The sequence below is a fragment of the Thermomonospora curvata DSM 43183 genome (genome assembly GCF_000024385.1).
Lineage (GTDB): Bacteria > Actinomycetota > Actinomycetes > Streptosporangiales > Streptosporangiaceae > Thermomonospora > Thermomonospora curvata.
The window spans coordinates 2,751,351-2,775,291 of record NC_013510.1; the positions used below are offsets into that span (position 1 = coordinate 2,751,351).

Consider the following 23,941-nt stretch of genomic DNA (forward strand, 5'->3'; position numbering starts at 1 on the left):
GCCACCTCGCTGTCGCGGTTCCCGGTCAGGACCGGCCGGGGTCGGCGAGCCGTCCCCGCTCATCGACCCGCCAGCCTTCGATGCGGCGGATGAGGGAGGCGACCATGGCGGCCACCAGGGCGCGGCCGTGCTCGGCCGAGGCACCGGCCGGGTCCCCCAGCACCCCGGAGGGGGACAGTGCGCGCACGCCGCGCGCCACCAGCTCGGGCATGATCTCCGCCAGCGGGCGGGCGTCGCCGCTGACGTGGCCGAACGGGCGGACCAGGTGCGGGGCCAGGTGCAGCATCACCGAGGTCTCGGTGTGCCCGGCGTGCGCATCCCCGCCGGGGACGCCGCAGCCGGCCCAGGCCACCTGGTGCCCTTCGGCGCGCATCCGGCCCACGGCGGCGTCCAGGGCGGGGGTGTTGCCGCCGTGGCCGTTGACGAAGACGATCCGGCCGGCCCACAGCGCCAGCGACCGCACGATCTCCACCAGCATCGCCTCCAGCGCCCGGTGCCCGATGGAGACGGTGCCGGGGAAACCGGCGTGCTCGCCGCTGGCCCCATAGGCGATCACCGGCGCCACCAGCGGCGGGCCGTCCAGCGCGGCGGCGGCGCGTTCGGCGACGGCCCGGGCGATGAGGCCGTCGGTGCCCAGCGGCAGGTGCGGCCCGTGCTGCTCGGTGGAGCCGACGGGCACCAGCACCGGGGCGCCGGCCGGCACGGCCGGCCAGACGGCCGAGTCCAGGCCGCCGGGCATGTCAGGAGGCGCCCGGGGCCAGCCGGAAGCCGGGCGGGATGACCAGGTCGTCGGGGGCCAGCTCGTGCACCGAGGAGCGGCCCAGCCCGAGCACGGCCGAGTCCAGGCCGCTGCGCAGGATGTCCAGCACGTTCTCCACCCCGGCCTGCCCGTTGGCGGCCAGCCCCCACAGGTAGGCGCGGCCGATCAGCACCGCGCGGGCGCCCAGGGCCAGCGCCTTGGCCACATCCCCGCCGCGGCGCACCCCGCCGTCCAGCAGCACCTCCACCTGGTCGCCGACCGCCTCGGCGATGGCCGGCAGCAGCCGGATGGTGGCGGGGGTGGTGTCGAGGTTGTTGCCGCCGTGGTTGGACACCGACAGGGCGGTGACGCCGATGTCGACGGCCCGTTTGGCGTCGTCGACGCGGGTGACGCCCTTGAGCATGAACGGCCCGCCCCACTCCTCGCGCAGCCACTTGACGTCGTCCCAGGTGGGCGGAGGGGTCTGCATCCACTCCCCGTAGGCGCCGAAGAAGGTGGGGGCCTGCCCGCCGGGGGGCTGCAGGTTGGGGACGGTCAGGTCCGGCAGGGTGCGGGCCTTGAGGAACCGCCACAGCCAGCCGGGGCGGCTGAGCGCCACCGGCGCCAGCTTCACCATGGTCTTGACGTCGAGTTTTTCGGGGATGGTGGGGCTGCCCCAGTCCCGCCCCATGGAAAAGGACCAGTCGAGGGTGACGATCAGCCCTTTGGCGCCGGCGTTGCGGGCGCGTTCCATGCGCTGCAGGATCGCGTCGCGGTCGCCGCTCCAGTACATCTGGAAGAAGACGTTGGGGTTGGCCTCGACGACCTGCTCGATGGGTTTGCTGGCGAACGAGCTGAGCCCCATGATGACGCCCCGGTTGGCCGCCGCCCGCGCCACGGCCACCTCCCCGTCGGGGTGGACGGCCTGCACGCCGGTGGGGGAGATCACCACGGGCATGGAGGTCGGCACGCCCATCACCGTGGTCGACAGGTCCCGCTGGGCGTGGTGGCCGACGACGCGGGGGGCGAACCCCAGCTCCCCGAAGGCGTCGGTGTTGTCCTGGACGGTCCGGCCGCGTTCAGAGCCGGCCAGCAAAGCGCCATAGACCATGTACGGCAGGCGTTTTTTGGCTCTGCGCTGGGCTTCGGCGACGGTCTCGAACCAGGGGTTTTTCAAGGGCATGGGGTGTCTCCTCGCCGAGGGCGGCGGGCGGCCGCACGCGGGCCGCCCGCCGCCCGGGGTGGATGGTGGGGTCAGGGAAGCCGCAGCCCTGCCAGCGGGTTCTCATCGCACGCGCTGACCGGCGGCCGGTCGGGGCGGCGGCGGGTGAGCTTGACCGGGACCGGCCCGCGGCGGGAGTGGTCCACCGAGGGCCGGGGGATGCCGGAGCGGTCCCCGGGACGCCGGGCGAGCAGTTTCTCCCCGTGTCCGTGGACGCATTCGGGGTCGGGGCCGTCCAGCGGCAGCCCGGTGAAGAACTTGGCGGCCATGCAGCCGCCCTTGCAGGCGTCGTAGCAGGAGCAGGAGGCGCAGGCCCCGCCGTGCTGCGGCTTGCGCAGCCGGGCGAACAGCGGCGATTCCCGCCACACCTTGGCAAAGCCCCCCGGCTGGCGCACGTTGCCGGCCAGGAACTCCTCGTGGATGGCGAACGGGCAGGCGTAGACGTCGCCGACCGGGTCGATCAGGCACACCACCCGCCCGGCGCCGCACAGGTTGAGCCCGGGAAGGGCCTGCCCGTAGGCCGACAGGTGGAAGAAGGAGTCCCCGGTCAGCACCTCCTCGCCGTGGGCGAGTAGCCATTCGTACAGCTGCCGCTGCTGGTCGGGGGTGGGGTGCAGTTCGTCCCACACGTCGGCGCCGCGGCCGGAGGGGCGCAGCCGGGTCAGCCGCAGCTGGGCGCCGTAGGTGTCGGCGATCTGCTTGAAGGCGTCGATCTGCGGGATGTTGTGCCGGGTGCACACCACCGACAGTTTGAAGTTGCGCATCCCGGCGTCGGCGAGGTTGCGCATGGCACGCATGGCCATCTCATACGAGCCGGGTCCGCGCAGCGCGTCGTTGACCTCGGCGGTGGCGCCGTCCAGGGAGATCTGCACATCGACGTAGTCGTTGGCGGCCAGGCGCCGGGCCACCTGGGGGGTGATGCGCACTCCGTTGGTGGAGAACTTCACGCCCACGTGGTGGGCGGTGGCGTAGTCCACCAGTTCCCAAAAGTCGGAGCGGACGGTGGGTTCCCCGCCGCCGATGTTGACGTAGAAGACCTGCAGGGCCTCCAGCTCGTCGATGACGGCCTTGCATTCTGCGGTGCTCAGCTCGCGCGGGTCGCGCCGGCCGGAGCTGGACAGGCAGTGCGCGCAGGCCAGGTTGCAGGCGTAGGTCAGCTCCCAGGTCAGGCAGATCGGCGCGTCGAGGCCGTATTGGAACAGGTCGACCAGGCGCGTTGCGGTCGCCGGCGCCGCCCGCTGCTGCGGCGGGGTGATGGTCATGGGGTCCTCTCCACGAGCATGGACGAGTCGGCCAGCGCGCCGAGCGCGGCGCGGTAGGCGGGCAGGTCGCCGGCGTCCACCCCGGCCGCCGTGCAGGCGGCCCGGGCGGTGGGCGCCTGTGCCAGGGCCTGCAGGACCGCAAGCAGCCGCCGGTCTTTCAGGAACGACAGTTTGCGGGTCCCGAAGTGGTACAGCAGCGCCCCGAAGGGTTCGGGCCGCACCGAGACCTGCGGGTGCAGGTCCCAGGCGCGGTCCAGGTCGATGGCGGGCATCCGGGTCAGTAGACGCCGCACATGCCGTCGATGGAGACCTCTTCGATCAGCGATTCGACGGCGGCCTCCTCGGTCAGGGCGGTCTGCTCCTCGGCGGCGCCGTCGGTGGTGTGCAGGTTGTCCATGGTCGTCTCCTGGTGACGTCGGGGACCACAGGGAAGCGTGGCCTGGGACACGTCCAGGCCGCAGAGGCGATACTAAAGACATCGAGTGCCAAAAGAAAGATGCATCGAGTGTCAAAAGTGGCTTCCTCCCGTGGCCGCCCGGTGAGCCGCCCCGACGTCCTGGTGGTCGGAGCCGGCGGCAGCGGAGCCGCCCTGGCGGCCCGGCTCAGCGAAGACCCCTCCCGCACGGTGCTGCTGCTGGAGGCCGGACCGGCCCCGCTCACCGGCTTTCCCGACGAACTGCTGGACGCCCGGCGGGTGCCCGGCGCGCAACCGGCGCACCCGGCCGTCCGCCGCTACCCGGCCCGCCTGGCGCCCGGCCTGCCCTATGCCGCCCCCCGCGGCCGCATCCTCGGCGGCTCCACCACCGTCAACGGCGGCTACTTCATCCGGGCCCGGCGCGCCGACTTCACCCGCTGGGCGGCACGGGCCGGCGATGACCGCTGGAGCCATGAGCGGGTGCTGCCGCTGTGGCGCGCCCTGGAAAACGACCTGGACTACGGCGCCACCCCCCTGCACGGCGACCGCGGCCCCATCCCGGTGCACCGCACCCGGCTGGACCACCCGGCCGCCGCCGCGTTCCGGGCCGCCGCCGGTGAACTGGGCCACCCCGAGGAGACGGACAAGAACGCCTGCCTGCCCCCCGGCTTCGGCCCGGTGCCCTGCAACGTCCGCGGCGGACGGCGCATCAACACCGCCCTGGCCTGCCTGCTGGGCGCCCTGCACCGGCCCAACCTCACCGTCCGCGGCGACAGCCCGGTGCACTCGGTGGCCGTCCGCCGCGGCCGCGCCATCGGGGTGATCACCGCAGACGGCCTGATCGAGGCCGGGCAGGTCGTGCTGTGCGCCGGCTCCTTCGGCTCACCCCACCTGCTGCACCTGTCGGGCATCGGACCGGCGGCCGAGCTGGAGCGGGCCGGCATCCCCGTGGTCTGCGACCTGCCGGCCGTCGGCGGCACGCTCAGCGACCACCCCCAGGTGACGGTCCAGTGGCATCCCCGCCGCCACCTGGGCGCCCCCCGCGGCTCGTGGCTCGGCGGCGTCCTGCACCTGCCCTCCGGCGACGCCGGAACCGAAGGCGATGTGGAAATCCTGCAATCCCTGGTCCCGCTCCCCGCCCTGACCAGCGGGAGACCGGCGCCCCCCGATGCGCCCCTGGCCTTTTTGGTCGCGGTCAACACCCCCCGCGCCACCGGACGGCTGCGCACCGTCTCCCCCGACCCCGCCACACCTCCCCGCATCGACTACGGCTACCTGCGCACCGGCGAGGACCGGCGCCGGCTGCGCCAGGCGGTGCGGGCGAGCGCCGCCGTGCTGGCCACCGACGCCTTCGGCCGGGTGTGCGCCGGCCCGGTGGACCTGGATACGGCGACTTTGGCGGACGACCGCCTGCTGGATGCGTGGATCCGCACCCGCCTGGGCACCGCCCAGCACGCCTGCGGCACCGTGCCCATGGGCCCGGCCGGCGACCCGTCCGCCGCCGTCGACTCCTGCGGCCGGGTCATCGGGGTGCACGGGCTGCGCGTCGCCGACACCTCGATCCTGCCGACCGCGCCGCTGCGCGGCCCCGCCGCCACGGCCGTGCTGATCGGTGAGCTCATCGCGGGCGCCATCGACGAGCAGCCCGCCTAGCCGCCGGGGGCCTGCAGCGCCGCCGACAGCCCGGCGCTCACCCGCCGGATCGCCTTGTCCAGCAGCTCGGCCAGCTCGGCGTCCCCGTCCCCCGACAGCCAGTGCTCATAGGCGGCCACCGCGGCCGCCAGCAGCACGTGACCGGCCAGGCGGGGCGTCATCGCCGACGGCGGCAGCCCGGTGCGGGAGGCCACGAACTCGGCGATCACCGCCCGCCAGGAGGCGTACCGCAACGTCGCATCGGCCTGCAGCGTCGGCACCTTCAAGATGAGCTCCATGCGCTGCCGGTGCCAGGGCACATCCCGCGGGTCGAACCGGTTGAACTCCACCACGGCCCGGCGCAGCACCTCCATCGTCGGCAGCGTCGGGTCGGCCTCCTCCAGCAGCCGGCGCAGCTTCAGCAGGTGCCCTTCGAAATCCCCCCACACCAGGTCGTTTTTGGAGGCGCAGTACCGAAAGAACGTCCGCCGCCCGATGCCGGCCGCCGCCGCGATGTCATCGACCGTGGTCTCCTCGAACCCCTTGCGGGCGAACAGCTCAAAGGCCCGTGCCTCCAGCGTGGCCCGCGAGGTCACCCGGGGCCTGCCCATCACCGTCTGGGCGGTCGTTCCGTTGTTGGACGTCACACCCATGAGGCTGCCACGCCGCGGCGGTTGCCTGCGGGCAAACGGCCCAGATCAACTGGCGTGAACCGGGCCTGCTCACCGGGACGGGAGCGCGGACGGTCTTCACGGCCGTGACGCCGCGGGCCGCACGCCGCCCCCGGCGGCGCCGCCTCCCGCATGCGACCTGCGGGAACGGTGCACCGGACGAGTCTCTTGGGCGGCATGCCCGCTCACGGCGCGTTCAGGCCGCCGCGGTGCGGGCCGGGCCGGCTTCCGAAGAGCCGGCCGGCCCGGCCACGGCGTGTCCCCGTCCCTAAGCACGCCGGTCCGGCGCGGCCCGCGGGCCGCGCCGGACCGGGGCATGCGGGCCGTCAGGCCGCGCAGAGCGTGGGCTTGCCGATGAGGCGGTAGACGCAGTCGGCGTACTCCAGCAGCCGCAGCACCGCCTCACGGTTGCGGGAGGTCTCCCGTGCGATGACCTCAACCGGCGGGTAGAAGCCCGGGCCGGCGGAACGCGGGTACATCTCGAAGGTGTAGCTGAAGATCTTGTAGTTGCCCCACAGCCAGTCGTTGATCGACCCGTCGGTGATGTACAGGTCGCTGGCCTGCTGGGGGGTGTAGCCGTTGGTGGCGGCCATGCTCTGGCCGAGGGCGGCCAGCGCGTTGCGGTCGTCTTGGGTCAGGCCGGGCGCGGTGTCGGCGTAGGTGTACCCGTACGGCCACAGGATCAGTTCGCTGTAGGTGTGGAAGTCGATGGCCGCTTTGATCTGCTGGCGTCCGCCGATCACCCGGCTGCGCACGAAGTCGGCCACCGCGCGCACCTCGGGGGCGGACTCGGCCGACGGGCCGCGGTAGGTGGCGCTGGAGGGGCCGGCGGAGGACCCGCCGCAGCAGCCCCACCGGTAGGCCCAGTTGCGGTTGAGGTCCGTGCCCACGGCGCTGGAGCCGGGGGTGGGCTGGCGGTTCTTGCGCCAGGACCGGTAGGAGCCGGTGGCGATGTCGTATTCGCCGCCGTCGGGGTTGAGGTCCGGCAGGATCCAGATCTCCCGGCTGTTGACCAGGCCGGTGATGCGCGGGTCGCCGCCGTAGCCCTCGGTCAGTTCCTTGAGCAGGTAGACCGCCATCTCCACGGTCAGGTGCTCGCGGGCGTGCTGGTGGTGGGTGAACAAGACCTCCGGTTCGGCCTCGTCCACGCCGGCGTTGTCGCTGATCTTGACGGCCATGATGGCGCGGCCCTGGTAGGACCGGCCGATCACGTACTTGCGGACGATGGCCGGGTGGTCGGCGGCCACCTGGTCCACCAGCGCGGTCAGCTCGGCGAAGTTGTGGTAGCCGGAGTCGGCGGGCGGGAAGTCCAGGGCGGTGACCCGGTCGGGGGCCGTCTCCTGGGGCAGGCGGGTGACGGTGAAGCCGAGCCGCCGCACCTTCGCCGCCTCCCGTTCGGTGGCGGTGATGACCAGGTGCCGTCCGTGCACCTCGTCGATCGCCGCGCCGGTGCGGGCGATCCGGGTGCGGTCGGCGGCGTTCCGCACCCCGGTGACGTCGTAGGCGCGGGTGTCGTGGGGTGCGACCGTTCGGGCCGAGGCGCCGGTGGCGGCGAACGTGCTCAGCAGCAGGACGCACAGGCCGAGCAGGGCGGGCAGGGGTCTCCTTCGCAAGGCGGCCTCCAACGGCGGGGGTGACCGTGGGACGGCGCCAGCGTAAATTCGATCAGTTGAGATGGAAAGCAATAAGAGTTAAGCAAATAGCAAGTTCCGGACGCGCCCGTAGGTCGGTTCGTAATGCCCGCTTCGATCTCCGGGGTGTTTGCGCGGGCCGTTGTTCATCCCACGGCCTCGGCCTGTCTTTTTCCACGGCGCCGCGAGGGAGGGCACGCCGTGACCGCGGCCGCAGGGGTTTTTCAGCGAACCGCGGTCTGGTGGGCGTAGACGATGACGTTGTCTCGGTAACCGCGCCGGGCCCGGTCGAAACGGCCACCGCAGGTGATCAGTCTCAGCCCGGCGTGGTCGAGGGGACCGTAGACCCGCTCGGTCGGGAAACGCTCCTTGGGGACCCGTTCGATCGATTCGACGGTGAATACGGCCACCCGGCCGTCGGCCCGGTCGACCTCGATGCGGTCGTGGGGCCGCAGCCGGCCCAGGTCGTAGAAGACCGCAGGCCCGCGCGGGGAGTCCACATGGCCCACGATCACGGCGGGGCCGCGTTCCCCGGGGGCGGGCCCGCCCCGGTACCAGCCGGCCAGGTCGGGCCGGCCGGCCGGGGGGACCTGGAGCGAGGCGTCGGGATTCAGCCCCAGGTGAGCCAGTGGGGCCTGCACCCCGATGGCCGGGATGCGCACCCGCAGGGGAGCGGAGCGGGGCAGGAGGGGGCCGCTGTGGTCGGCTGCGCGGGCGGCGGCCGCCCACGCCGGCGGCTGCGGCGGCCCGGCCGGTCCGCCCACTGCCAGGGCGATCATCACCAGGCCGAGCAGTGCCGCCATGAGGACCGGGGCGCCTTGCAGCCCCCGCCGGATGGGCGTGCTTTCATGCCGTGACGTCATCGCGGCGTCGGCTCCTTGCGACGGCGGCGCCCGCCAGCAGGACGCCTCCGGCACCCAGCAGGACCACGTTGACGCCGCCCGCACCGCCGCCGAAGCCGGCGTCGGCCGCGCCGTGCGGGGTGGGGCGGGGAGAGGGGGCCGTGCCGGGCAGCACCACGATCTGGCCGACGGCGTTGACGTCGCCGCAGTGCGCCAGGATCTGGTAGGTGCCCGGCGGGGTGTGCGCGCCGATGGTGGCCAGGCCGGCGCGGCCCTCGACCTCCTCGGCCCCGTCCAGCGCGGCGCTGCCGGCGAAGGCGTCGGAGGTGGCGAAGCCGTCGGTTTCGCACTCGGGAACCTGCAGGGTGACGTTCTGGCCGGGCCGGGCCTTGCCGGGCTTGACGAGCACGGACGTGGTGGCCGTGGCGGGAGCGGCGACACCGGCCGCCAGCCCGGCCGTCAGGGCACCGGCGGTGAGAGCGAGCATGGTCGTTTTCCTGGCTCGCATGATTCCTCCCAAGGCGGCACGGCGGCTCGGTTTCTTCCTCCCGGGCTTTTAACGCCGTGTCTTTTGCTTCAATGTGATGGAGAATGCGCCGGGTTGGTTCGGAAAGGCCGGTGCGCCGGTGCGAGGAAGGCGGGATTTTCTCAATGCGCCGCTTCTGCCGGTTCGGGGCGCGTCACGCTCCCGGCCGCCGCCTAGGCTCCCTGCGTCCTGCACCGGGAACCGGGGCCGGAGGAGAGCCGTGTCGATCGGGGAGCGGCCGGGCTGTCCGTTCCGCGCCCGGATGCGCAGGCGGCGGGGAAAGGGAGCGGCCTGCTCTTTAGTCCGCCGGGCCTGTCGCAGCGGTGAAGCCGCCGACACATGGGGGGTGGCGTGCGGATACCGGGCGGGCGTACCGGGGCCTGAAGCGGGCGAACTTCAGCACCCGCCCCAACTTACTGATCTACGCTGTAAAGGTGCGCGGTTGGGTCACTACCCAGCCACCCCACCAACAGCAAACCCCAAAACCACCACAACAACCACACCAAAACACACCAACCACCTCCGAGCCGACCACCGATCAGCCGGCGAACTCGGCCCACAGCAGCGGCCAGAGCCGCTTCACCGTTCACCCGCCCCACCGCAGGCGGAGCCTTGCCTCACCGGCGCGGCATCCGCCTAAGACCCGGCCGCGATGACCGTGCGGACCGCACCGAAGGCCTGGGCGTACATCTCCGCCGGCGAGCAGGCGGCGCCTTGACGCACCCACTGCTCGGTGGCCAGACGCACCGCGCACAAGACGATCCCGGCGACCAGGCGCGGCCCCAGGAGACGCACCGAGTCGGCGACCTGACCTGCGGCCTCGCCGGCGGCCTTCGCGCAGCGCGGCTCCAGGGCCCGGGCCAGCGCCTCCTCCCAGGCGATGTACTCGGCGTCGGAGTGGGCCCGCACGGCCGGGTTCTCGGCGCGGATGCGCATCTCCAGCCGGGCCATCTGGCGGTGGTCGCGCCAGTCGGCGGTGATGTCGAGGAAGGCGTTGCACAGTGCGGTGAAGGCGTCTTCTGCGGCCGGGCGCGCCTGCAGGGCGGCCAGCACGGCTTTCAGGCGGCCGTGGTGCAGGCCGGCGATGAGGCAGCTTTCCTTGGAGTCGAAGTAGCGGAAGAACGTCGAGCGGCTGATGCCGGCGCGTTCGCAGATGTCGTCCACGCGCACGGCGCGTATGCCGCGTTCGGAGACGAGCTTGACCGCGGCCTTGGCCGCCGCCAGGTAGGTGTGCTGCTTCTTGCGCTCCCGCAGGGAGTCTCCTCCGGCGTCGATCGCATCCATATCTTGACACTATGTCGCAATTGGGACAGTGTCTCAGAACGTGGCGGCATCCGGGACGATCAGGGGGGGAAGACTGTGGACGCTGAGAAGCTGCGGTCCTTGTTCGACTTGACCGGCCGGGTCGCGATCATCACCGGTGGCACCCGGGGCATCGGACGGGCGATCGCCGAGGGGTTCGTCGCCGCCGGCGCGAGCGTGGTCGTGGCCAGCCGCAAGGCCGAGGCCTGCGCCGAGACCGAGGCGCACCTGAAGGCCATGGGGGGTGCGGCCTTGGGAGTGCCCACGCACATGGGTGACCTGGATGCGCTGGATGCGCTGGTGAGCCGTACCGTCGACACCTTCGGCGGGATCGACATCCTGGTCAACAACGCGGCCAACCCGCTGGCGCTGCCGCTGGGCTCCTTCACTCCCGAGGCGTTCGCCAAGTCCCAGGACGTCAACGTCCGCGGCCCGGTCTTTTTGGTGCAGCGGGCGCTGGAGCACCTGACCGCGAGCCCGCATGCCGCGATCATCAACGTGGTCTCGGCGGGGGCGTTCATGTTCTCCCCGAACGTGTCGATGTATGCGGCGGCCAAGGCCGCCATGGTGTCCTACACCCGTTCCATGGCCGCTGAGTTCGCCCCGCGGGGCATCCGGGTCAACGCGCTGGCCCCCGGGACCGTCGACACCACCATGGTCCGCAAGAACCCGCCGGAGTTTCAGCGGCTGATGGAGCAGGCCTCGCTGCAAAAGCGCATGGCGCACCCTGATGAGATGGTCGGCCCGGCGCTGTTTTTGGCCTCCGATGCCGCCAGTTTCGTCACCGGGCAGGTCCTGCTGGCCGATGGCGGCCTGGTCCCTCATTGATCGGCGGCCCTCGGCGATGCCCGGGCCGGCGCCGGCCGTCTGGGCGGAAAAGAGCACGGACCTGAAGTGTTGACGAAGGAACGCCCATGCTGACCGACAGCGACGCCTACCTGCGCGACACCCCCGCTTCGGGGAAGACGGTGCGGATGGAGCGGCCCGCCCCCGGTGTGCGGCTGCTGACCTTGGACCGCCCGCACCGGCTCAACGCGATGTCCGGCGAGCTGATCAAAGACCTGCACGCCGCGCTCGATGAGGTCGCCGTGGACGACGAATGCCGGGTCCTCATCATCACCGGCGCCGGTCGTGCTTTTTGCGCCGGGCTGGACCTGCACGATCCGCCCGTCCGCGAGGCCACTGCTCCCGCCTCCCCGCAGCAGGAGGCCCGGCGGCGCAGCCCGCAGGCGGGCCTGCACGTCCAGCAGGCCATCGCCGCGCTCGTGCCCAAGCTGCGCAATCTGCGTCAGCCGGTCATCGCCGCCGTCAACGGCCCGGCCGCCGGCGGTGGTTTCGCCTTGGCGCTGGCTTGTGATGTCCGCATCGCCGCCGCCTCGGCCAAGTTCAACGCCGCTTTCGTGCGCATCGGGCTTTCCGGCTGCGACATCGGCGTCAGCTGGCTGCTGCCGCGGCTGATCGGCGCCGGCCGCTCCCATGAGCTGCTGCTGACCGGGCGGTTCGTGGAGGCTGAGGAGGCCGAGCGCATCGGTTTGGTCAACCGGGTCGTCGATGACGGCCAGGTGGTGCGGGCGGCGTTGGAGACCGCCGAGCTGATCTGCGCCAACAGCCCGATGGGGGTGTGGATGACCAAGGAGGTGGCCTGGAGCCAGCTGGAGGTCGCCAGTTTGCAGGCCGGTATCGACCTGGAGAACCGCACCCAGGTGCTGATCTCCTACACCCGCGACCACACCGAGCAGATCACCTCTTTCCTGGAGCGGCGCACCCCCCGCTACACCGATTCTTGACCTGGGCGTGCGCTTTGCCCAAGCCGTGCCCTGCCCAGGGGGCGCGGGTGACTTTAGGGGGGAATCTGCTGGGCAAGAGTGTGTTATGACGGAAATTACAGACTTCACCCCCCTTGCGTTTCTGCGGCGGGAGCGGCCATGAGCCGGCCCCGTATCGCGGTGCCGGCCGATGGCCGCCCGCCCGGCCGCCACGCCCAATGGGTGTGGCTGGACCTGCGGACACAGCAGACCCTGGAGGAGGCCCTGCGGGCACTGCGCAACGGCCGCTCCCCGCCGCCTCCGCTCCTTGCCGAGGACGCCGACGGCTATGTGTGCCCGGCCGGCATGGATGTGCGCAGCCTGCCGGTCTGTGTCGCGGGCGTGTGGCATCTGGCGCCGGTGATCGATGAGGCGCACCTGCAGGACCCGCTGGCGGGCATGGACTTCGCCGAACGGGCCTTCGCCCACGCCCGGCTGCGTGAGCTGCTGGGACGCCCCGACTGGCGCACCGGCGAACTGGTGGCCTTCCACGCCGGCCACAAGATGCAGCTGCTGGCCCACGACCCGCTCCGCTACCGGCAGGCCGGCCGTGTCGTGGCGCAGGCGAGCCGACGGCCACGCCAAGAGACCACCGCCGCCTACACCCGCCTGTTCCAGGAGGCGCTGGCGGTCCGGGCCGACGTCGGCAGGCATGTCAATGCGCTGCAACACTGCCTGGGGATGCTCACCACCGACGTCCACCGGCGGCGGGTGCTGGCCGCGGCCATCGACTCCTACCGGGTGGGGCTGGTGCCTTTCGACGTGCCCGCCACGCTGATCCGCCACCAGGCGGAACGCGACGGGGATGAGTACATCGGGACGCAGACCTACCTGGCCCCCTACCCGGAGGATCTGTGGTGGCTGGGCTGGTGAGCCGCGGCGTGGTTCAGCGGAACGCCTCAGCGGGGGTCCACAGCCCTCGGGCCATCAGCACCTCCCGCAAGGTGATCAGGTCGTCGGTCATGATGCCGTCGACGCCCAGATCCAGCAGCCGTTCCATCTCCTCGCGGCGGTTGACGGTCCAGGCGTGCACCTTCAACCCCAGCCGGTGGGCCTGCTCGATGAAAGAGGCGGTGACAAAAGGCAACGGCCCCAGCCCGTAGGGGACCTGGGCGCAGGCGACCCCGGTGGCGGCCAGGCGGACGAGTTTGGCGGCCGGCCCCCCGGCCGAGCGGGCCCGCAGCGCCATCACCCCCCGCGGCCCCAACGCGGTGCACACCTTCTGGTCGGTGTACAGCGGCAGCCGCGCCCGCAGCGCCGCCAGGCGCCGGGAGGAGAAAGAGGTGATGCACACCCGGTGCCAGGCGCGGGTGCGGTGCAGCACGCGGGCCAGGGGGTCGATGGCGGGGGCGTCTTTGATGTCGATGTTGACCCGCACGTGCGGCCAGCTGCCCAGGATGTCCTCCAGCAGCGGGATGGGTTCGACTCCGGCGATGCGGGCGCGGGAGACCTGGGCGTAGGTCATGCGGGCGATGGCGCCGCGCCGGTCGGTGACCCGGTCCAAGGTCCGGTCGTGAAAGGCCACCAGGACACCGTCGGCGGTGGCGTGCACGTCGGTCTCCAGGTAGCGGTAGCCCAGGTCGACGGCGTACTGGAAGGCGGGCATGGAGTTTTCCAGGCCGTGGCGGGCGCCGCCGCGGTGGGCGAACGGGATCGGCCCGGGATGGTCGAGGAAGGTGTAGCCGGCCTGCATCTCAGCGAGTATGGCCTGCCGTGCGGCCGTGGCGCAGCCGGGCACGCCCGTCTTAGGGGAGGTCTTCGCCGAGGGCGGCCCATTCCCGGCGGCGGGCCTCGGCCAGGGCGATGGCCGTGGCGACGGCGACGTTGAGGGAGCCGACCCGGCCGATTTGGGGGATGTAGGCGACGGCGTCGGCGGCCTCCAGCAGGGCGGGGGAGCAGCCGTGGTCTTCACCGCCGACGGCCAGGCACACATCGCCCTCCAACGGCGCCCGGTGCAGCGGGATCGCCCCGCCGGCCAGCTCCAGTGCGATGACGCGCAGCCCTTGGTCGTGGGCTTCCCGGACGGCCTGCTGGGGGGTGCCGGCCTGGGACCAGGGCACGAGCCGTTCGGTGCCCAGGGCGGTTTTCCCGGCGTTGCGGTGGGTGGGGGGTGTGGTGTTGCCGGCCAGCCACAGGTGTTCGACTCCGAAGACCGCGCAGGTGCGCACGATGGAACCGACGTTGAACGGCTGGGTGACCGACTCGACGATCAGTCCCAGGCGGCCGTGGGTGCGGCGCCGCCAGGCGCGGTTGAGGCGTTTGACGTCGGTGGGACGCAGCTGCCGGCGTTGTTCAGTGCGGGTCATGGTCTCTCCTGGCGGGACGGCGCGGCCGGCGCATCGGGGTGGGCGGTGACGGCCAGGACGCGGTAGGCCGAGCGGGAGGCGATGCGTTCGGTGGGCCAGCCCTGCTGCTGCAGCCAGCGGTGCAGGCTGTCAGAACCCAGGTGTTTGTGCACGACCAGGTAGGCGGTGGCGCCGGGGAGCAGCCGCGCCAGCCAGGTGGTCAGCAGCTCGTGCAAGGCGGCCTTGCCGATGCGGATGGGCGGGTTGGACCACAATGCGGCGAACCGCATCGCCGGGTCGATCTGCTCGGGCCGGTGAAAACTGGCGTTGCCGATCCCGGCGGTGCGGGCGTTGAGACGCGCCAGCTGCAGCGCCCGCTCGTTGACGTCCACGCCGTACACCCTCGCCCGGGGGGAGCGCAGCGCCATGGCCAAGGCGATGGGCCCGTACCCGCAGCCCACATCGAGCAGGTCGCCTTCGGCGGGGGGTGCGGGCACGGTCTCCAGCAGGATGCGGGTGCCCGGGTCGATGCGGTCGGGGGAGAACACGCCACGGTCGGTGGTCAGCCGCAGGTGCACATCCGGCAGGACGAGGTGAACGGTGCGGCGGCGCCCGGCGGCCTCCGGCCGTTCGGTGAAGTAGTGTTCCCCCACGGGGGGTGACGCTATCAGCGTTCCGGCCCGCGATGCGCCACCGTCGATCATGAAGGACGCCGGCGCCCTGCCCCTGGGCCGGGCGGGCTCCTGCGGTTTTTACGGCAGGCGGGAAAACCACGCCAAGGACGCCCCCGCGGCGGCCAGGGCCAGCAGCAACGCGATCCCCGTGAAACGGGCGGCCACGTCCTGGTGCTCGATCCGCCACCCCAGCGAGGTGCCGATGTTGGCATACACCTGCGACAGCTGATCGTTGTCGGCCGCCTCATAGGCCTTGCCGTTGGTGCCCTGCGCCAGCCCCGCCAAGGTGACCTTGTTGACCTCCACCGGAGTGGTCTCCCCGTCGATCTCCACCGTCCCATACGGGGTGCCGAACGCGATGGTCGACACCGGGACGTCGGCGGCGCGCGCGGCGTCGATGGCCTCGGGAACCGACCGGCCGGTGGTGTTGTCCCCATCCGACAGCAGCACGATGTGAGCCGGCGGGGGATCTTGGCCGGCCTGGGCGTCAAAGGACCGGATGGCCTGCAGGCTGGTGAAGACCGCCTCCCCGATGGCGGTGCGCTTGGCCAGGGTGAGGGTGTCGATGCTGGAGATGGCCGCGGCCCTGTCCCCGCTGGGGGTGGCCACGACGTTGGCGCTGCCGGCGAAGGCGACCACCCCGACGTTGAAGCGGGCCGGCAGGTCTTGGATGAACTTCTTGGCGGCGGCCTTGGCGGCCTCGAACCGGTTGGGCGCCACGTCCTTGGCCATCATCGACAGCGACACATCGATGGCGACCATCACCGTGGCGCGTTCCCGCGGCACCTTCACCGGCGTGGCCGGACGCGCAAAGGCCAGGCACATCACCGTCACCATGGCCAAGAACAACCCGGCCGCCACATGCCGCCGCCACCCCGGGCGGCGGGGCGCGACCTGGTGCAGCAGCGCCGCATTGGTGAAGCGGACCACATAACGGCGCCGCCGCCGCTGCACCAGCACATACACCGCCACCAGCAGCGGAACGACCGCCAAAACCCACAGCCGGCCAGGAGACAGAAAAGTCATGGGCGTGCCCCCCTGAGGGTGCGGTGGCCGCGTCCGGCGACGCGGCGCTGCCGCAGGGCGAAACGAGCGATGTCGGTGATCCAGTCACGGTCGGTGCGCAACTGCAGGTGCCCGGCGCCGGCCCGGCGCAGCGCCGCCGCCACGGCCCGGCGGTGCGCGGCCGCGGCGCGGGCGTAGGCGTCGGTGACCTTGCGGTTGAGGGAGACCTCATAGGTCGCGCCGGTTTCCGGGTCGGCCACGTTCACCATCCCCACCTCCGGCAGGCTCAGCTCACGAGGATCGATGATCTCCACGGCCAGCACCTGGTGACGGGCGGCCAGGCGCCGCAAGGGCCGCTCCCAGTCCGGCCGGCCCTGCGGGTCGGCCGGCTGATCGAGGAAGTCGGTGATGATGACGCGCAGCCCCCGGCGGGTCTGGGAACGCGCCAGGGCGGCGATGCCCTCGGCCAGCGACGGCCGCCCTGAGGCCTGCTGGGGCGGGGCGGTGAGGATGTCAGCGAGCAGGGCGTAGATGGCGGCCTTGCCGGTGCGGGCCGGCCAGCGCCGCAACCCGTCCCCGCGCATCAGGTAGGCGCCGGTGCGGTCCCCCAGCCGGGAGGTCAAAAACCCCACGGCGGCCAGCGCGGCCACCGCCAGATCCCGTTTGGGCAGGGCGGCCGTGCCGTAGTCCATGCTGGCGGTCACATCCACCAGCGCCCACGTCTCCAGCTCATGGTCGGCGATGAGGTCACGCACATGCGGGGCGGTGGTGCGGGCGGTCACCGCCCAGTCCATGTGCCGCACATCGTCTTCGCCGGGCTGATACAGCCGGGCCTCGGCCAGCTCGGTGCCCGGCCCGGGCAGCAACCCCACATGCTCGCCGTGCAGCAGCCCGTCCAGCCGCCGCGTGACCGCAAGCTCCAGCCGCCGCAGCGTCCGCTCCGGCGCCAGGCGGGCCAGGGCGCCGCGTGAGGTGCGTGACGTGTGCATGACGGCTGGGCGTCACGCCGGGACGGTGTGGTCGTGGTTCCACACCACCCGGGGCGGGGGGACGGCGGCCAGGATCTGATCGATGACCTCGCCGGGATCCACTCCGTCGGCCAGCGCATCGAAGGTCAGCACGATCCGGTGGGCCATCACATCGGGGGCGACGGCGCGCACGTCATCGGGCAGCACGAAGTCACGGCCGTGCAGCAACGCCAGGGCCCGCGCGGCGGCCACCAGCCCCAGCGTGGCCCGCGGGCTGGCCCCGATGTCGATGACCTGCCGCAGATCCGGCAGGTGGTAGTGGGCCGGTTCCCGGGTGGCCATGACCAGACGCACGATGTAGTCGGCGACCAGCTCATGCACCGACACCTGCGCGGCGGTCTGCTGCAGGGCGATCAGCCGTTGCGGGTCCAGGACCTGCTCGGCCTGCGGCGGCTCCACGCTCATGCGCTGCAGGATCTGCATCTCCTCGTGCGCCGCCGGATACGAGACGTTGACCTTCATCAAGAACCGGTCCCGCTGCGCCTCCGGCAGCGGATAGACCCCTTCGGACTCGATCGGGTTCTGCGTGGCGATCACCAAAAACGGCTTGGGCAGCGGAAAGGTCCGCCCGGCCAGCGACACCTGCCGCTCGGCCATGACCTCCAGCAGCGCCGACTGCACCTTGGCCGGGGCCCGGTTGATCTCATCGGCCAGCACGAAATTGACAAAGACCGGGCCCAGCTCCACATCGAACTGCTCGGTGGAGGGGTGGTAGATGCGGGTGCCGACGATGTCGGAGGGCACCAGGTCGGGAGTGAACTGCAGGCGGGCGAACGTCCCTCCCACCACCTGGGCCAGCGTGCCCACCGCCAGTGTCTTGGCGACACCGGGAACCCCCTCCAGCAGGCAGTGGCCCTTGGCCAGCAACGCCACCACCATGCGTTCGACCATGTGCTCTTGACCGACGATCACCTTCTTGATCTCAGCGACGGTGCGTTGCAGCAGCGCTGCTGCCTGGTCGATGTCATGAGCGGCCACGGTCATAGGGCTTGGACCTCAAAGTGCGTCGTCGTCGGGCCGGTGCGCCCGGCCGGCTTCCTTGGTCGACTGTATGTGATCTCTTCTACCCGCTGCGCGCCGCACGACGGAGGAAACCGTCACGGGTGCTTTAGTGTGACGGGTATGTCAAGGCCGCTGCCGTCCGATGATCCAGCGCAGCTGGGGCCGTTCCGCCTGTCGGCGCGGCTGCTGGAGACCCCTGCCGGGATCGTGTTCCTGGGCGAAGACGACCAGGGCCGGCAGGCCACCGTGGCGGTGCTGCGCCAGGGCGCGGCCGATGATGCGGCCGCACGCGACCGGTTCAAGGCGGCGATCCTGGCCGCGGTCCCCGGCGGCCCGGACGCCGATGGGGGAGCGCCCATCGTGGCGGCCCAGCCGGAAGGCCCCACCCCGTGGGTGGCGGTGCGCTATGAGCCGGGCGCATCCGGCGGCCCCCGCCCGGCCGGGGCCGAACGGTTCTTGGAACCGGTGGCGCTGACGGGCAGGCGGCGCCGCGGGCCGGGGTTCGTGCCGTATTGGGCCGGCAGGGGAGGCCCCGCCGCCGCCCAGGCGGCCCCGCCCGCCCCCCGGGCGCCCGCGCCGTCGGGGCCGCGGCGGCTGGCGGCGGCCGTGCTGGCACTGGCGGTGCTGCTGGCCTTGCTGACGCTGCTGATGCTCATGCTGTTCGCCTGCCGCCCGCAGGTGACCGCCCCGCCCCCGGACCCGCCTGCGGACACCATGCCTTCCTCCCAGACACCCTCTCCCTCCCCGACGCCCTCATCCCCCTCGCCCACCTCACCGGCCCCGACCTCGCCCTCGCCGGGGGAGCCGGGCGGCACCGGCGGCCCGGGCGGCATCGGCGGGGACCTGTAGACGGCAGGGGGGATTGCCCCGGCCCGTCCCTGCCGGTGACGATGGGGCAATGGTGGAGGCTTTGGTCGCCTTCTGCGGCGCGGCGCTGCTGGTGTCGATGGCCCCCGGCCCCAGCACCGTGGTGATCATGCGGGAGTCGGCGCTGGGGGGACGGGCGGCGGGCATTGCGGCCCTGGCCGGCAACGAGGTCGGAATGCTGGGATGGGCCCTGGTCGCGGCCGCGGGCCTGTCGGCGCTGCTGGCGGTGTCCGAACTGGCCTACGACGTTCTGCGCGTCACCGGGGCGGCGGTGCTGGTGTGGCTGGGCGCGCAGACCCTCTGGCGGGCCCGCCGCCCGCCCGCCCCCGGCGGTGACCGTCTTCCGGCCGCCACGTCGCAACGCCGGTTGTGGCGCAGCTTCCGCACCGGAGTGGTGACCGCGGCGGCCAACCCCAAGGCCGGGGTGTTCGTGGTGTCCTTCCTGCCGCAGTTCATCCCCCCGGGGGCGCCGGTGCCGGCGATGCTGCCGGCCTTGGCGCTGCTGTGGGTGGCGATCGATGTGATCTGGTATCTCGGGATGGTGTGGCTGGTGGGGACGCTGCGCCCGCTGGTGACCCGGCCGCAGGTTCAGCGGCGGCTGGAACAGGCCTGTGGGGCGCTGCTCGTTGGACTGGGCGCACGCCTGGCAGCGGAATCCCGCTGAAATACACCACCCCGGCATAAGCCGCATGAAGAGGAGAGAAGCCGGGCGGTGCGGTACCGACCCTCTCGGCGCACCCTACGCCCGCGGCCACCACCGTGGCCGGCGAACAACCCGGCCCACGCCACCCCACGGGCCACAACCGCCGGCGCCCCACCTGGCCCGCTCCCCATGCGGCCGGCGGGGGAGAGGCAGCCTCGGGCACACCCCTTCACCGGTTCGCAGGCGAAAACTCAGCGGATAAACCGGGATGGACCCTCCTCACGATGCGGACAGCGGTGAATCGACCAGCGGCGCGATCCCGCTACGGCGGCAGCACACCGGCCGCCGAGACCACCTCGCCCAAGCACCGCCCCCCGGCATCGACACCGCCTGCAGACACTGCATCTGAACGCACCGACGAAACCAAACGGCGCAGACCCCGCCGACCCTGCTGACACACAAGCGGCGGCCCGCCCCGAAAGACGAGCCGCCGCCTGCCATAGCCCGCAGCTACAACGCCACGGCGCCGGCCTTACACGCCCCTGCCCTCACGTCCGACGCCCACTGCGGCCCTCTCCGGCCCCGGCGCCGCCGCACCGGCAGGGCCCCCCAAAAACGGGCCGGTCACCGGCAGCTCCCGCAAACGCACCACCAGCGCCGCCACCAGCGGCGCCAACGCCAGCGCCAAAGCGGCCGCCACCACCGAACCGAGCAGGAACCCGGCCATCACATCGTGCGGGTAGTGCACCCCCACGAACACCCGCGAGAACGCCATCACCGCCGCCAGCGGCAGCACCAGCGGCGCCATCGCCCGCCAGGCCACCACGATCGCCATCGCCGAGGCCGCCGCGATCGTCGAATGGTTGCTGGGGAAGGACCAGTCGCCCACCGCCGGGCACTCGGCGATGTTCATCGCCCCCGCCACCGCCCGGCACGGCCGCTCCTGCTCGATCAGGCTCTTGGACACCTCACTGACCAGGTAGGCGGCCACCGTCACCACCGGCGCCAGCAACGCCAGCGCCATCGCCCGCTCCGGCCGGCTGCGCGCCCGCCACCAGCAGGCCACAAACAGCGCCGCAAACAGCAGCAGCCCCGCGTCGGTGCCGACCTCGGCGACCGTGTGCAGCCACGAGGGCGTACCGTACGCGAACTCGGTGATGCTGCGATACCACTCCGCGCTGAACTCCGGCGCCTGCATGCTCTCCTCAAACCTTGGACCCTGCCCCTCACGCCCCGCGTGAAGGCTATGTACGGCTGTAGATCGTTCACCAGATACACGAAGTTCACATGCCATTCACCCGAAGAGGGCATGATCACATCCCTGCCCGGACGCCGGCGGCCCAAGAACCCGCCCACCACCGCGATGACGGAAAGCGATGAGATGGATGCCGCGGGCATGCGAAGGCGGGCGCACCCGCCGGCGGCCACAGCCACGCTACGGCAAATCCCGCCAGGGCGCCGCCCATTCCGGCCACCGCGCGGCGGCGGGTCCGGGCACATGCCCGTCGTCACGCTGAGCGATCCTTCGGCCACCGGCGCACCGAGGGAACGCCACCCGCACCCGCCGACGCGGGATACCGCCGCCGCGACGGCGGGGGAGAGGCCGGCCGGGCCGGCATCCTGGCCGCCCTTCGACGTCCGGACGGCCCGGCGCAGGGGAGAGTGGCCGGCCGGGGCGGCTTTCAGGAAGCAAACCATGGCGCCCCCGGCCTTGGGAGGCGCTTGATCTCCGCCCGCTGAGGCCGTGCCCGCCTCATCGCCAAGACGCAAGACCGCCCGGGCGGCGCCGCCTGCACCGGCCGGCCTGGAAGCCCTTCAGACGCTTCCCGAACACCGCGCGTCCACCGGCCACAGGCGGCCATCACCTCGTGCGGGGAGAGGCCGCCGCGAAAGGATGACCCCGCCGGGGGCGCGGCGCCCCGGCGGGGAAGCGGAACCTGAATCCAGGATAATATGTATTATCCCGGATAAGGAGGGGGGAGCGTGGACGGACCGACCCTGCAGGACCTGGCCGAACGCTGGCTGGACCACAAACGCGCCTCCGGCCGCGGCATGTCCGACAACACCGAAGCCGCCTACCGCGCCGACCTCAACGCCTGGGGACGCGCCCTGGCCGACCACCACGCCATCGACACCCCCGACCAGACCCGGCCGCTGGAGGCCCTGCACACCGGCCACCTGACCGCCGAAGCGCTCACCGCGGCCGCCGCGTCCTTTTACCGCGAAGGCAAGACCGCCGCCACCCGCAGCCGCCGCATCTCGGCCCTGCGCGGCTGGTGCGCCTGGCTGGTGCGCACCGGCCACCTGACCGCCGACCCCACCACCGACCTGGAAACCCCCCGCCTGCCGCGACGCCTGCCGGTGGCGCTCACCGACGCCCAGCTGGCCGCGATCGTGCAGGCCGCCTCCACCCCCTGGCAGGGCGCCCGCGCCCAATGGGTGCGGCTGGACCGCGCGCTGCTGGCCCTCTTCGCCGGGGCCGGCGCCCGCACCGGCGAAGTCGTGGCCCTGCGCGTGGGCGATGTGATCTGCGAAGAGGACGGCGGCGGGCTGCTGCGGCTGCGCGGCAAGGGCGGCGCGCACCGCAACGTCCCCCTCCACGCCGACGCCATGCAGCCGGTCACCGACTACCTGGACGAACGGCGGGCCCTGCTGGGCCCCTTCGACGCCGAGGACCCGCTGCTGGTCGCCCGCAACGGCAAGGCGATCACCACCGGGATGATCGAATACCGGGTCGACCAGTGGTTCCGCCGCGCCGCGGTGCGGCGTCCCGAAGGGGAACTCGCCCATGTCTTCCGCCACACCTACGCGGTCGGGGTGCTGCAGAACGGGGCGTCGCTCAATGAGCTGCAGGCCGTGCTCGGCCACCAGAACCTGGCGACGACCAGCATCTACACCAAGGTCGCCGCCGAAGGCCTCAAGGACGTCGCCCGCGTGGCCCCGGTGCTGCGGCACCTGCGCGCCACCCGTCCCGCTCCGACGAGCGCGCCACCGGGGTGAACGCCGCCGCTTGCGGCGGATCCGCAGAAGGCCGCGAAACGAGTCCGCATGACCGCGTGCGTCCCGGCCGGGATGCGACGCCGGAAGGCCCGGCCGCCGTGAGGGGTGCCCGCGCACGCCGGCGGCGTGCAGGCCGGGTGCAGAGCCCGGCCGTCCCCCGGGGCGGGCGGGAGACGCGAAAACTCTTAAACCCTACAGAATCCATCTTCTGTAGGGTTACGGGGAAGGTCTGCCCGCATGCCCGGCGGCCCGCCCGCATCCGGTGGTTTTGTCGGCGCAGGCCGTTACGGTGTGGGGCATGCGGCCCGCCGAGTTCGAACCCATCTGCGTGCAAGAGGCCGTCGACCGTTATGTGGAGATGGTCCGGGCCAAGGCGCTGACCGGGCAGTTCTCCCCCGCCACCGCCGAGGTGTACTGCCGTGACATGGCGGTCTTCGCCGAGCTGGCCGGCCCCGGCCGGCTGCTGGACGATCTGGACGGCGCCGATGTGGACGCGGTGCTGCTGGCCTTCGCCCGCCGCCCTGACGGGCGGCGCCGCCGCCACGATCCCCCACCGGCGGGCCGGGCACTGCAAAGCGCCGCCTCACAGGCGCGTTTCCGCAGGTCGGTGTCGGTGTTCTTCCGGTATGCGGCCACCGCCGGGTGGGTGCGGCTGGACCCGATGCGGGCGGTGACGGTCATGCCCCGCCAGCGGGGCGGGCTGCGCGCCGAGCGGCGGGCGCTGACCGCCGAACAGGCCGGCGGGCTGGTGCAGGCGGCGCGGCGGCTGGCCGAATGCGGCCCGGCCGAGGCCCGCACCGGCCGGGCGGCGCGGCGGGACCAGCGCACCGAGATACGCGACGGGCTGGTGGTGCTGCTGCTGGCGACGGTGGGTCCGCGGGTGTCGGAGCTGACCGGCGCCAACGTGGAGGACTTCTTCGTCAACGACGGCCGGTGGTATTGGCGGATCTTCGGCAAGGGCGGCCGGACGCGCGACGTTCCGCTGCCGGAGGCGGTCGCGCGGGTGCTGCAGGCCTACCTGGAGCGGGGCCGTCCGCTGCTGGACCGGGGCGTCGAACCCAAGGCGCTGCTGCTGTCGTGGCGGGGGCGGCGGCTGGCGCGCGGTGATGTGCAGGCGGTGATCGATCGGGTGCTGGCGCGGGTGGAGCCGTCGCGGCGGCGGGCGGTGACCCCGCACGGGCTGCGGCACACGACGGCGACGCACCTGCTGGCGGCCGCCACGGACATGGACGCGGTGCGGCGGGTGCTGGGGCATGCGGATCTGGCGACGCTGAGCCGGTACCGCGATGAGCTTCCCGGGGAGCTGGAGGCGGCGATGCGGGTGCATCCCCTGTTGAAAGATCAGGCGCCCGGCGGGTGAGGACGCCTCCCCCCTCCCCCGCCGCCCCGG

At 72.5% G+C, this 23,941-nt stretch carries 25 protein-coding genes; 8 read left to right on the top strand and 17 right to left on the bottom strand.

All coding sequences use genetic code 11. The features are described from left to right. Positions 1-25 precede the first annotated feature (25 nt). The 5 genes from mftE to mftA form a co-directional block, all read right to left on the bottom strand. Positions 26-739, bottom strand: coding sequence for a mycofactocin biosynthesis peptidyl-dipeptidase MftE (gene mftE / locus TCUR_RS11680; RefSeq protein ID WP_012852709.1), 714 nt, complete (start codon positions 737-739; stop codon positions 26-28). A 1-nt stretch (position 740) separates the two neighbouring features. Further along, positions 741-1,922 carry a pre-mycofactocin synthase MftD gene (gene mftD / locus TCUR_RS11685; protein ID WP_012852710.1) on the bottom strand — a complete coding sequence of 394 codons (1,182 nt, stop codon included), beginning with the start codon at positions 1,920-1,922 and terminating at the stop codon, positions 741-743. Between the two features lie 71 nt (positions 1,923-1,993). Then, entirely contained in the window at positions 1,994-3,223 is a 1,230-nt protein-coding gene (gene mftC, locus TCUR_RS11690) for a mycofactocin radical SAM maturase (protein ID WP_012852711.1), read from the bottom strand. After that, complete coding sequence (gene mftB / locus TCUR_RS11695; RefSeq protein WP_012852712.1) at positions 3,220-3,495, bottom strand: mycofactocin biosynthesis chaperone MftB; 276 nt, start codon at positions 3,493-3,495, stop codon at positions 3,220-3,222. The genes mftC and mftB overlap by 4 nt, the downstream gene beginning before the upstream one ends. A 5-nt stretch (positions 3,496-3,500) precedes the next feature. Further along, a complete protein-coding gene (mftA, locus tag TCUR_RS27520; RefSeq protein ID WP_012852713.1) occupies positions 3,501-3,620 on the bottom strand; it encodes a mycofactocin precursor MftA in 120 nt (39 codons plus the stop codon). 117 nt (positions 3,621-3,737) lie between these two features. On the opposite strand from mftA, the gene mftG reads away from it, so the two are divergent. Then, the gene (gene mftG, locus TCUR_RS11700; RefSeq protein WP_012852714.1) at positions 3,738-5,291 is read left to right on the top strand and encodes a mycofactocin dehydrogenase MftG; all 1,554 of its coding nucleotides are present in this window, start codon (positions 3,738-3,740) and stop codon (positions 5,289-5,291) included. Here the strand turns inward: mftG and mftR are convergent. The 5 genes from mftR to TCUR_RS11725 all read right to left on the bottom strand — a co-directional run bounded on the left by mftR (position 5,288) and on the right by TCUR_RS11725 (position 10,224). After that, on the bottom strand, positions 5,288-5,923 hold the full coding sequence (mftR, locus tag TCUR_RS11705) for a mycofactocin system transcriptional regulator (protein ID WP_012852715.1): 636 nt from the start codon (positions 5,921-5,923) through the stop codon (positions 5,288-5,290). The two genes, mftG and mftR, sit on opposite strands and share 4 nt — an antisense overlap. A gap of 344 nt (positions 5,924-6,267) precedes the next feature. Then, positions 6,268-7,554 (bottom strand): M14 family metallopeptidase, encoded by a 1,287-nt coding sequence (locus tag TCUR_RS11710; protein WP_012852716.1) that lies wholly within the window; start codon positions 7,552-7,554, stop codon positions 6,268-6,270. Between the two features lie 242 nt (positions 7,555-7,796). Further along, the gene (locus TCUR_RS11715) at positions 7,797-8,435 is read right to left on the bottom strand and encodes a class F sortase (protein WP_012852717.1); all 639 of its coding nucleotides are present in this window, start codon (positions 8,433-8,435) and stop codon (positions 7,797-7,799) included. Beyond that, entirely contained in the window at positions 8,419-8,922 is a 504-nt protein-coding gene (locus TCUR_RS24920) for a hypothetical protein (RefSeq protein WP_012852718.1), read from the bottom strand. The genes TCUR_RS11715 and TCUR_RS24920 overlap by 17 nt, the downstream gene beginning before the upstream one ends. A 654-nt stretch (positions 8,923-9,576) precedes the next feature. Further along, positions 9,577-10,224: a TetR family transcriptional regulator gene (locus TCUR_RS11725; protein ID WP_012852719.1), complete on the bottom strand. Its 648-nt coding sequence runs from the start codon at positions 10,222-10,224 to the stop codon at positions 9,577-9,579. A 75-nt stretch (positions 10,225-10,299) separates the two neighbouring features. Here TCUR_RS11725 and TCUR_RS11730 point away from each other — a divergent pair, with 75 nt between their 5' ends. The 3 genes from TCUR_RS11730 to TCUR_RS24925 all read left to right on the top strand — a co-directional run bounded on the left by TCUR_RS11730 (position 10,300) and on the right by TCUR_RS24925 (position 12,920). Beyond that, entirely contained in the window at positions 10,300-11,070 is a 771-nt protein-coding gene (locus tag TCUR_RS11730; RefSeq protein WP_012852720.1) for an SDR family NAD(P)-dependent oxidoreductase, read from the top strand. An 86-nt stretch (positions 11,071-11,156) separates the two neighbouring features. Then, entirely contained in the window at positions 11,157-12,029 is an 873-nt protein-coding gene (locus TCUR_RS11735; RefSeq protein WP_012852721.1) for an enoyl-CoA hydratase/isomerase family protein, read from the top strand. A 138-nt stretch (positions 12,030-12,167) separates the two neighbouring features. Beyond that, on the top strand, positions 12,168-12,920 hold the full coding sequence (locus TCUR_RS24925) for a YbgA family protein (RefSeq protein WP_012852722.1): 753 nt from the start codon (positions 12,168-12,170) through the stop codon (positions 12,918-12,920). A 13-nt stretch (positions 12,921-12,933) separates the two neighbouring features. Here the strand turns inward: TCUR_RS24925 and TCUR_RS11745 are convergent, their stop codons facing one another. The 6 genes from TCUR_RS11745 to TCUR_RS11770 form a co-directional block, all read right to left on the bottom strand. Further along, on the bottom strand, positions 12,934-13,740 hold the full coding sequence (locus TCUR_RS11745) for a glycerophosphodiester phosphodiesterase family protein (RefSeq protein WP_012852723.1): 807 nt from the start codon (positions 13,738-13,740) through the stop codon (positions 12,934-12,936). A gap of 52 nt (positions 13,741-13,792) precedes the next feature. After that, a complete protein-coding gene (locus tag TCUR_RS11750) occupies positions 13,793-14,353 on the bottom strand; it encodes a TrmH family RNA methyltransferase (protein ID WP_012852724.1) in 561 nt (186 codons plus the stop codon). Beyond that, positions 14,350-14,985 (bottom strand): class I SAM-dependent methyltransferase, encoded by a 636-nt coding sequence (locus TCUR_RS11755; RefSeq protein ID WP_041439578.1) that lies wholly within the window; start codon positions 14,983-14,985, stop codon positions 14,350-14,352. The genes TCUR_RS11750 and TCUR_RS11755 overlap by 4 nt, the downstream gene beginning before the upstream one ends. Positions 14,986-15,084: 99 nt before the next feature. Next, a complete protein-coding gene (locus tag TCUR_RS11760) occupies positions 15,085-16,032 on the bottom strand; it encodes a VWA domain-containing protein (protein WP_012852726.1) in 948 nt (315 codons plus the stop codon). Continuing rightward, the gene (locus tag TCUR_RS11765; protein WP_012852727.1) at positions 16,029-17,000 is read right to left on the bottom strand and encodes a DUF58 domain-containing protein; all 972 of its coding nucleotides are present in this window, start codon (positions 16,998-17,000) and stop codon (positions 16,029-16,031) included. Before TCUR_RS11765 ends, TCUR_RS11760 begins: the two co-directional genes overlap by 4 nt. A 12-nt stretch (positions 17,001-17,012) precedes the next feature. Then, positions 17,013-18,023, bottom strand: coding sequence for an AAA family ATPase (locus tag TCUR_RS11770; protein ID WP_012852728.1), 1,011 nt, complete (start codon positions 18,021-18,023; stop codon positions 17,013-17,015). Between the two features lie 138 nt (positions 18,024-18,161). On the opposite strand from TCUR_RS11770, the gene TCUR_RS11775 reads away from it, so the two are divergent. After that, positions 18,162-18,890, top strand: coding sequence for a hypothetical protein (locus TCUR_RS11775; protein ID WP_012852729.1), 729 nt, complete (start codon positions 18,162-18,164; stop codon positions 18,888-18,890). Between the two features lie 49 nt (positions 18,891-18,939). Next, positions 18,940-19,572 carry a LysE family translocator gene (locus TCUR_RS11780; protein ID WP_012852730.1) on the top strand — a complete coding sequence of 211 codons (633 nt, stop codon included), beginning with the start codon at positions 18,940-18,942 and terminating at the stop codon, positions 19,570-19,572. Between the two features lie 511 nt (positions 19,573-20,083). On the opposite strand, the gene TCUR_RS11785 is transcribed toward TCUR_RS11780, so the two are convergent. Further along, a complete protein-coding gene (locus TCUR_RS11785; protein ID WP_012852731.1) occupies positions 20,084-20,749 on the bottom strand; it encodes a phosphatase PAP2 family protein in 666 nt (221 codons plus the stop codon). A gap of 785 nt (positions 20,750-21,534) precedes the next feature. On the opposite strand from TCUR_RS11785, the gene TCUR_RS11790 reads away from it, so the two are divergent. Both TCUR_RS11790 and TCUR_RS11795 read left to right on the top strand, forming a co-directional pair. Then, entirely contained in the window at positions 21,535-22,551 is a 1,017-nt protein-coding gene (locus TCUR_RS11790) for a tyrosine-type recombinase/integrase (RefSeq protein ID WP_012852732.1), read from the top strand. 298 nt (positions 22,552-22,849) lie between these two features. Further along, complete coding sequence (locus TCUR_RS11795) at positions 22,850-23,911, top strand: tyrosine-type recombinase/integrase (protein WP_012852733.1); 1,062 nt, start codon at positions 22,850-22,852, stop codon at positions 23,909-23,911. The last annotated feature ends 30 nt before the right edge of the window (positions 23,912-23,941 follow it).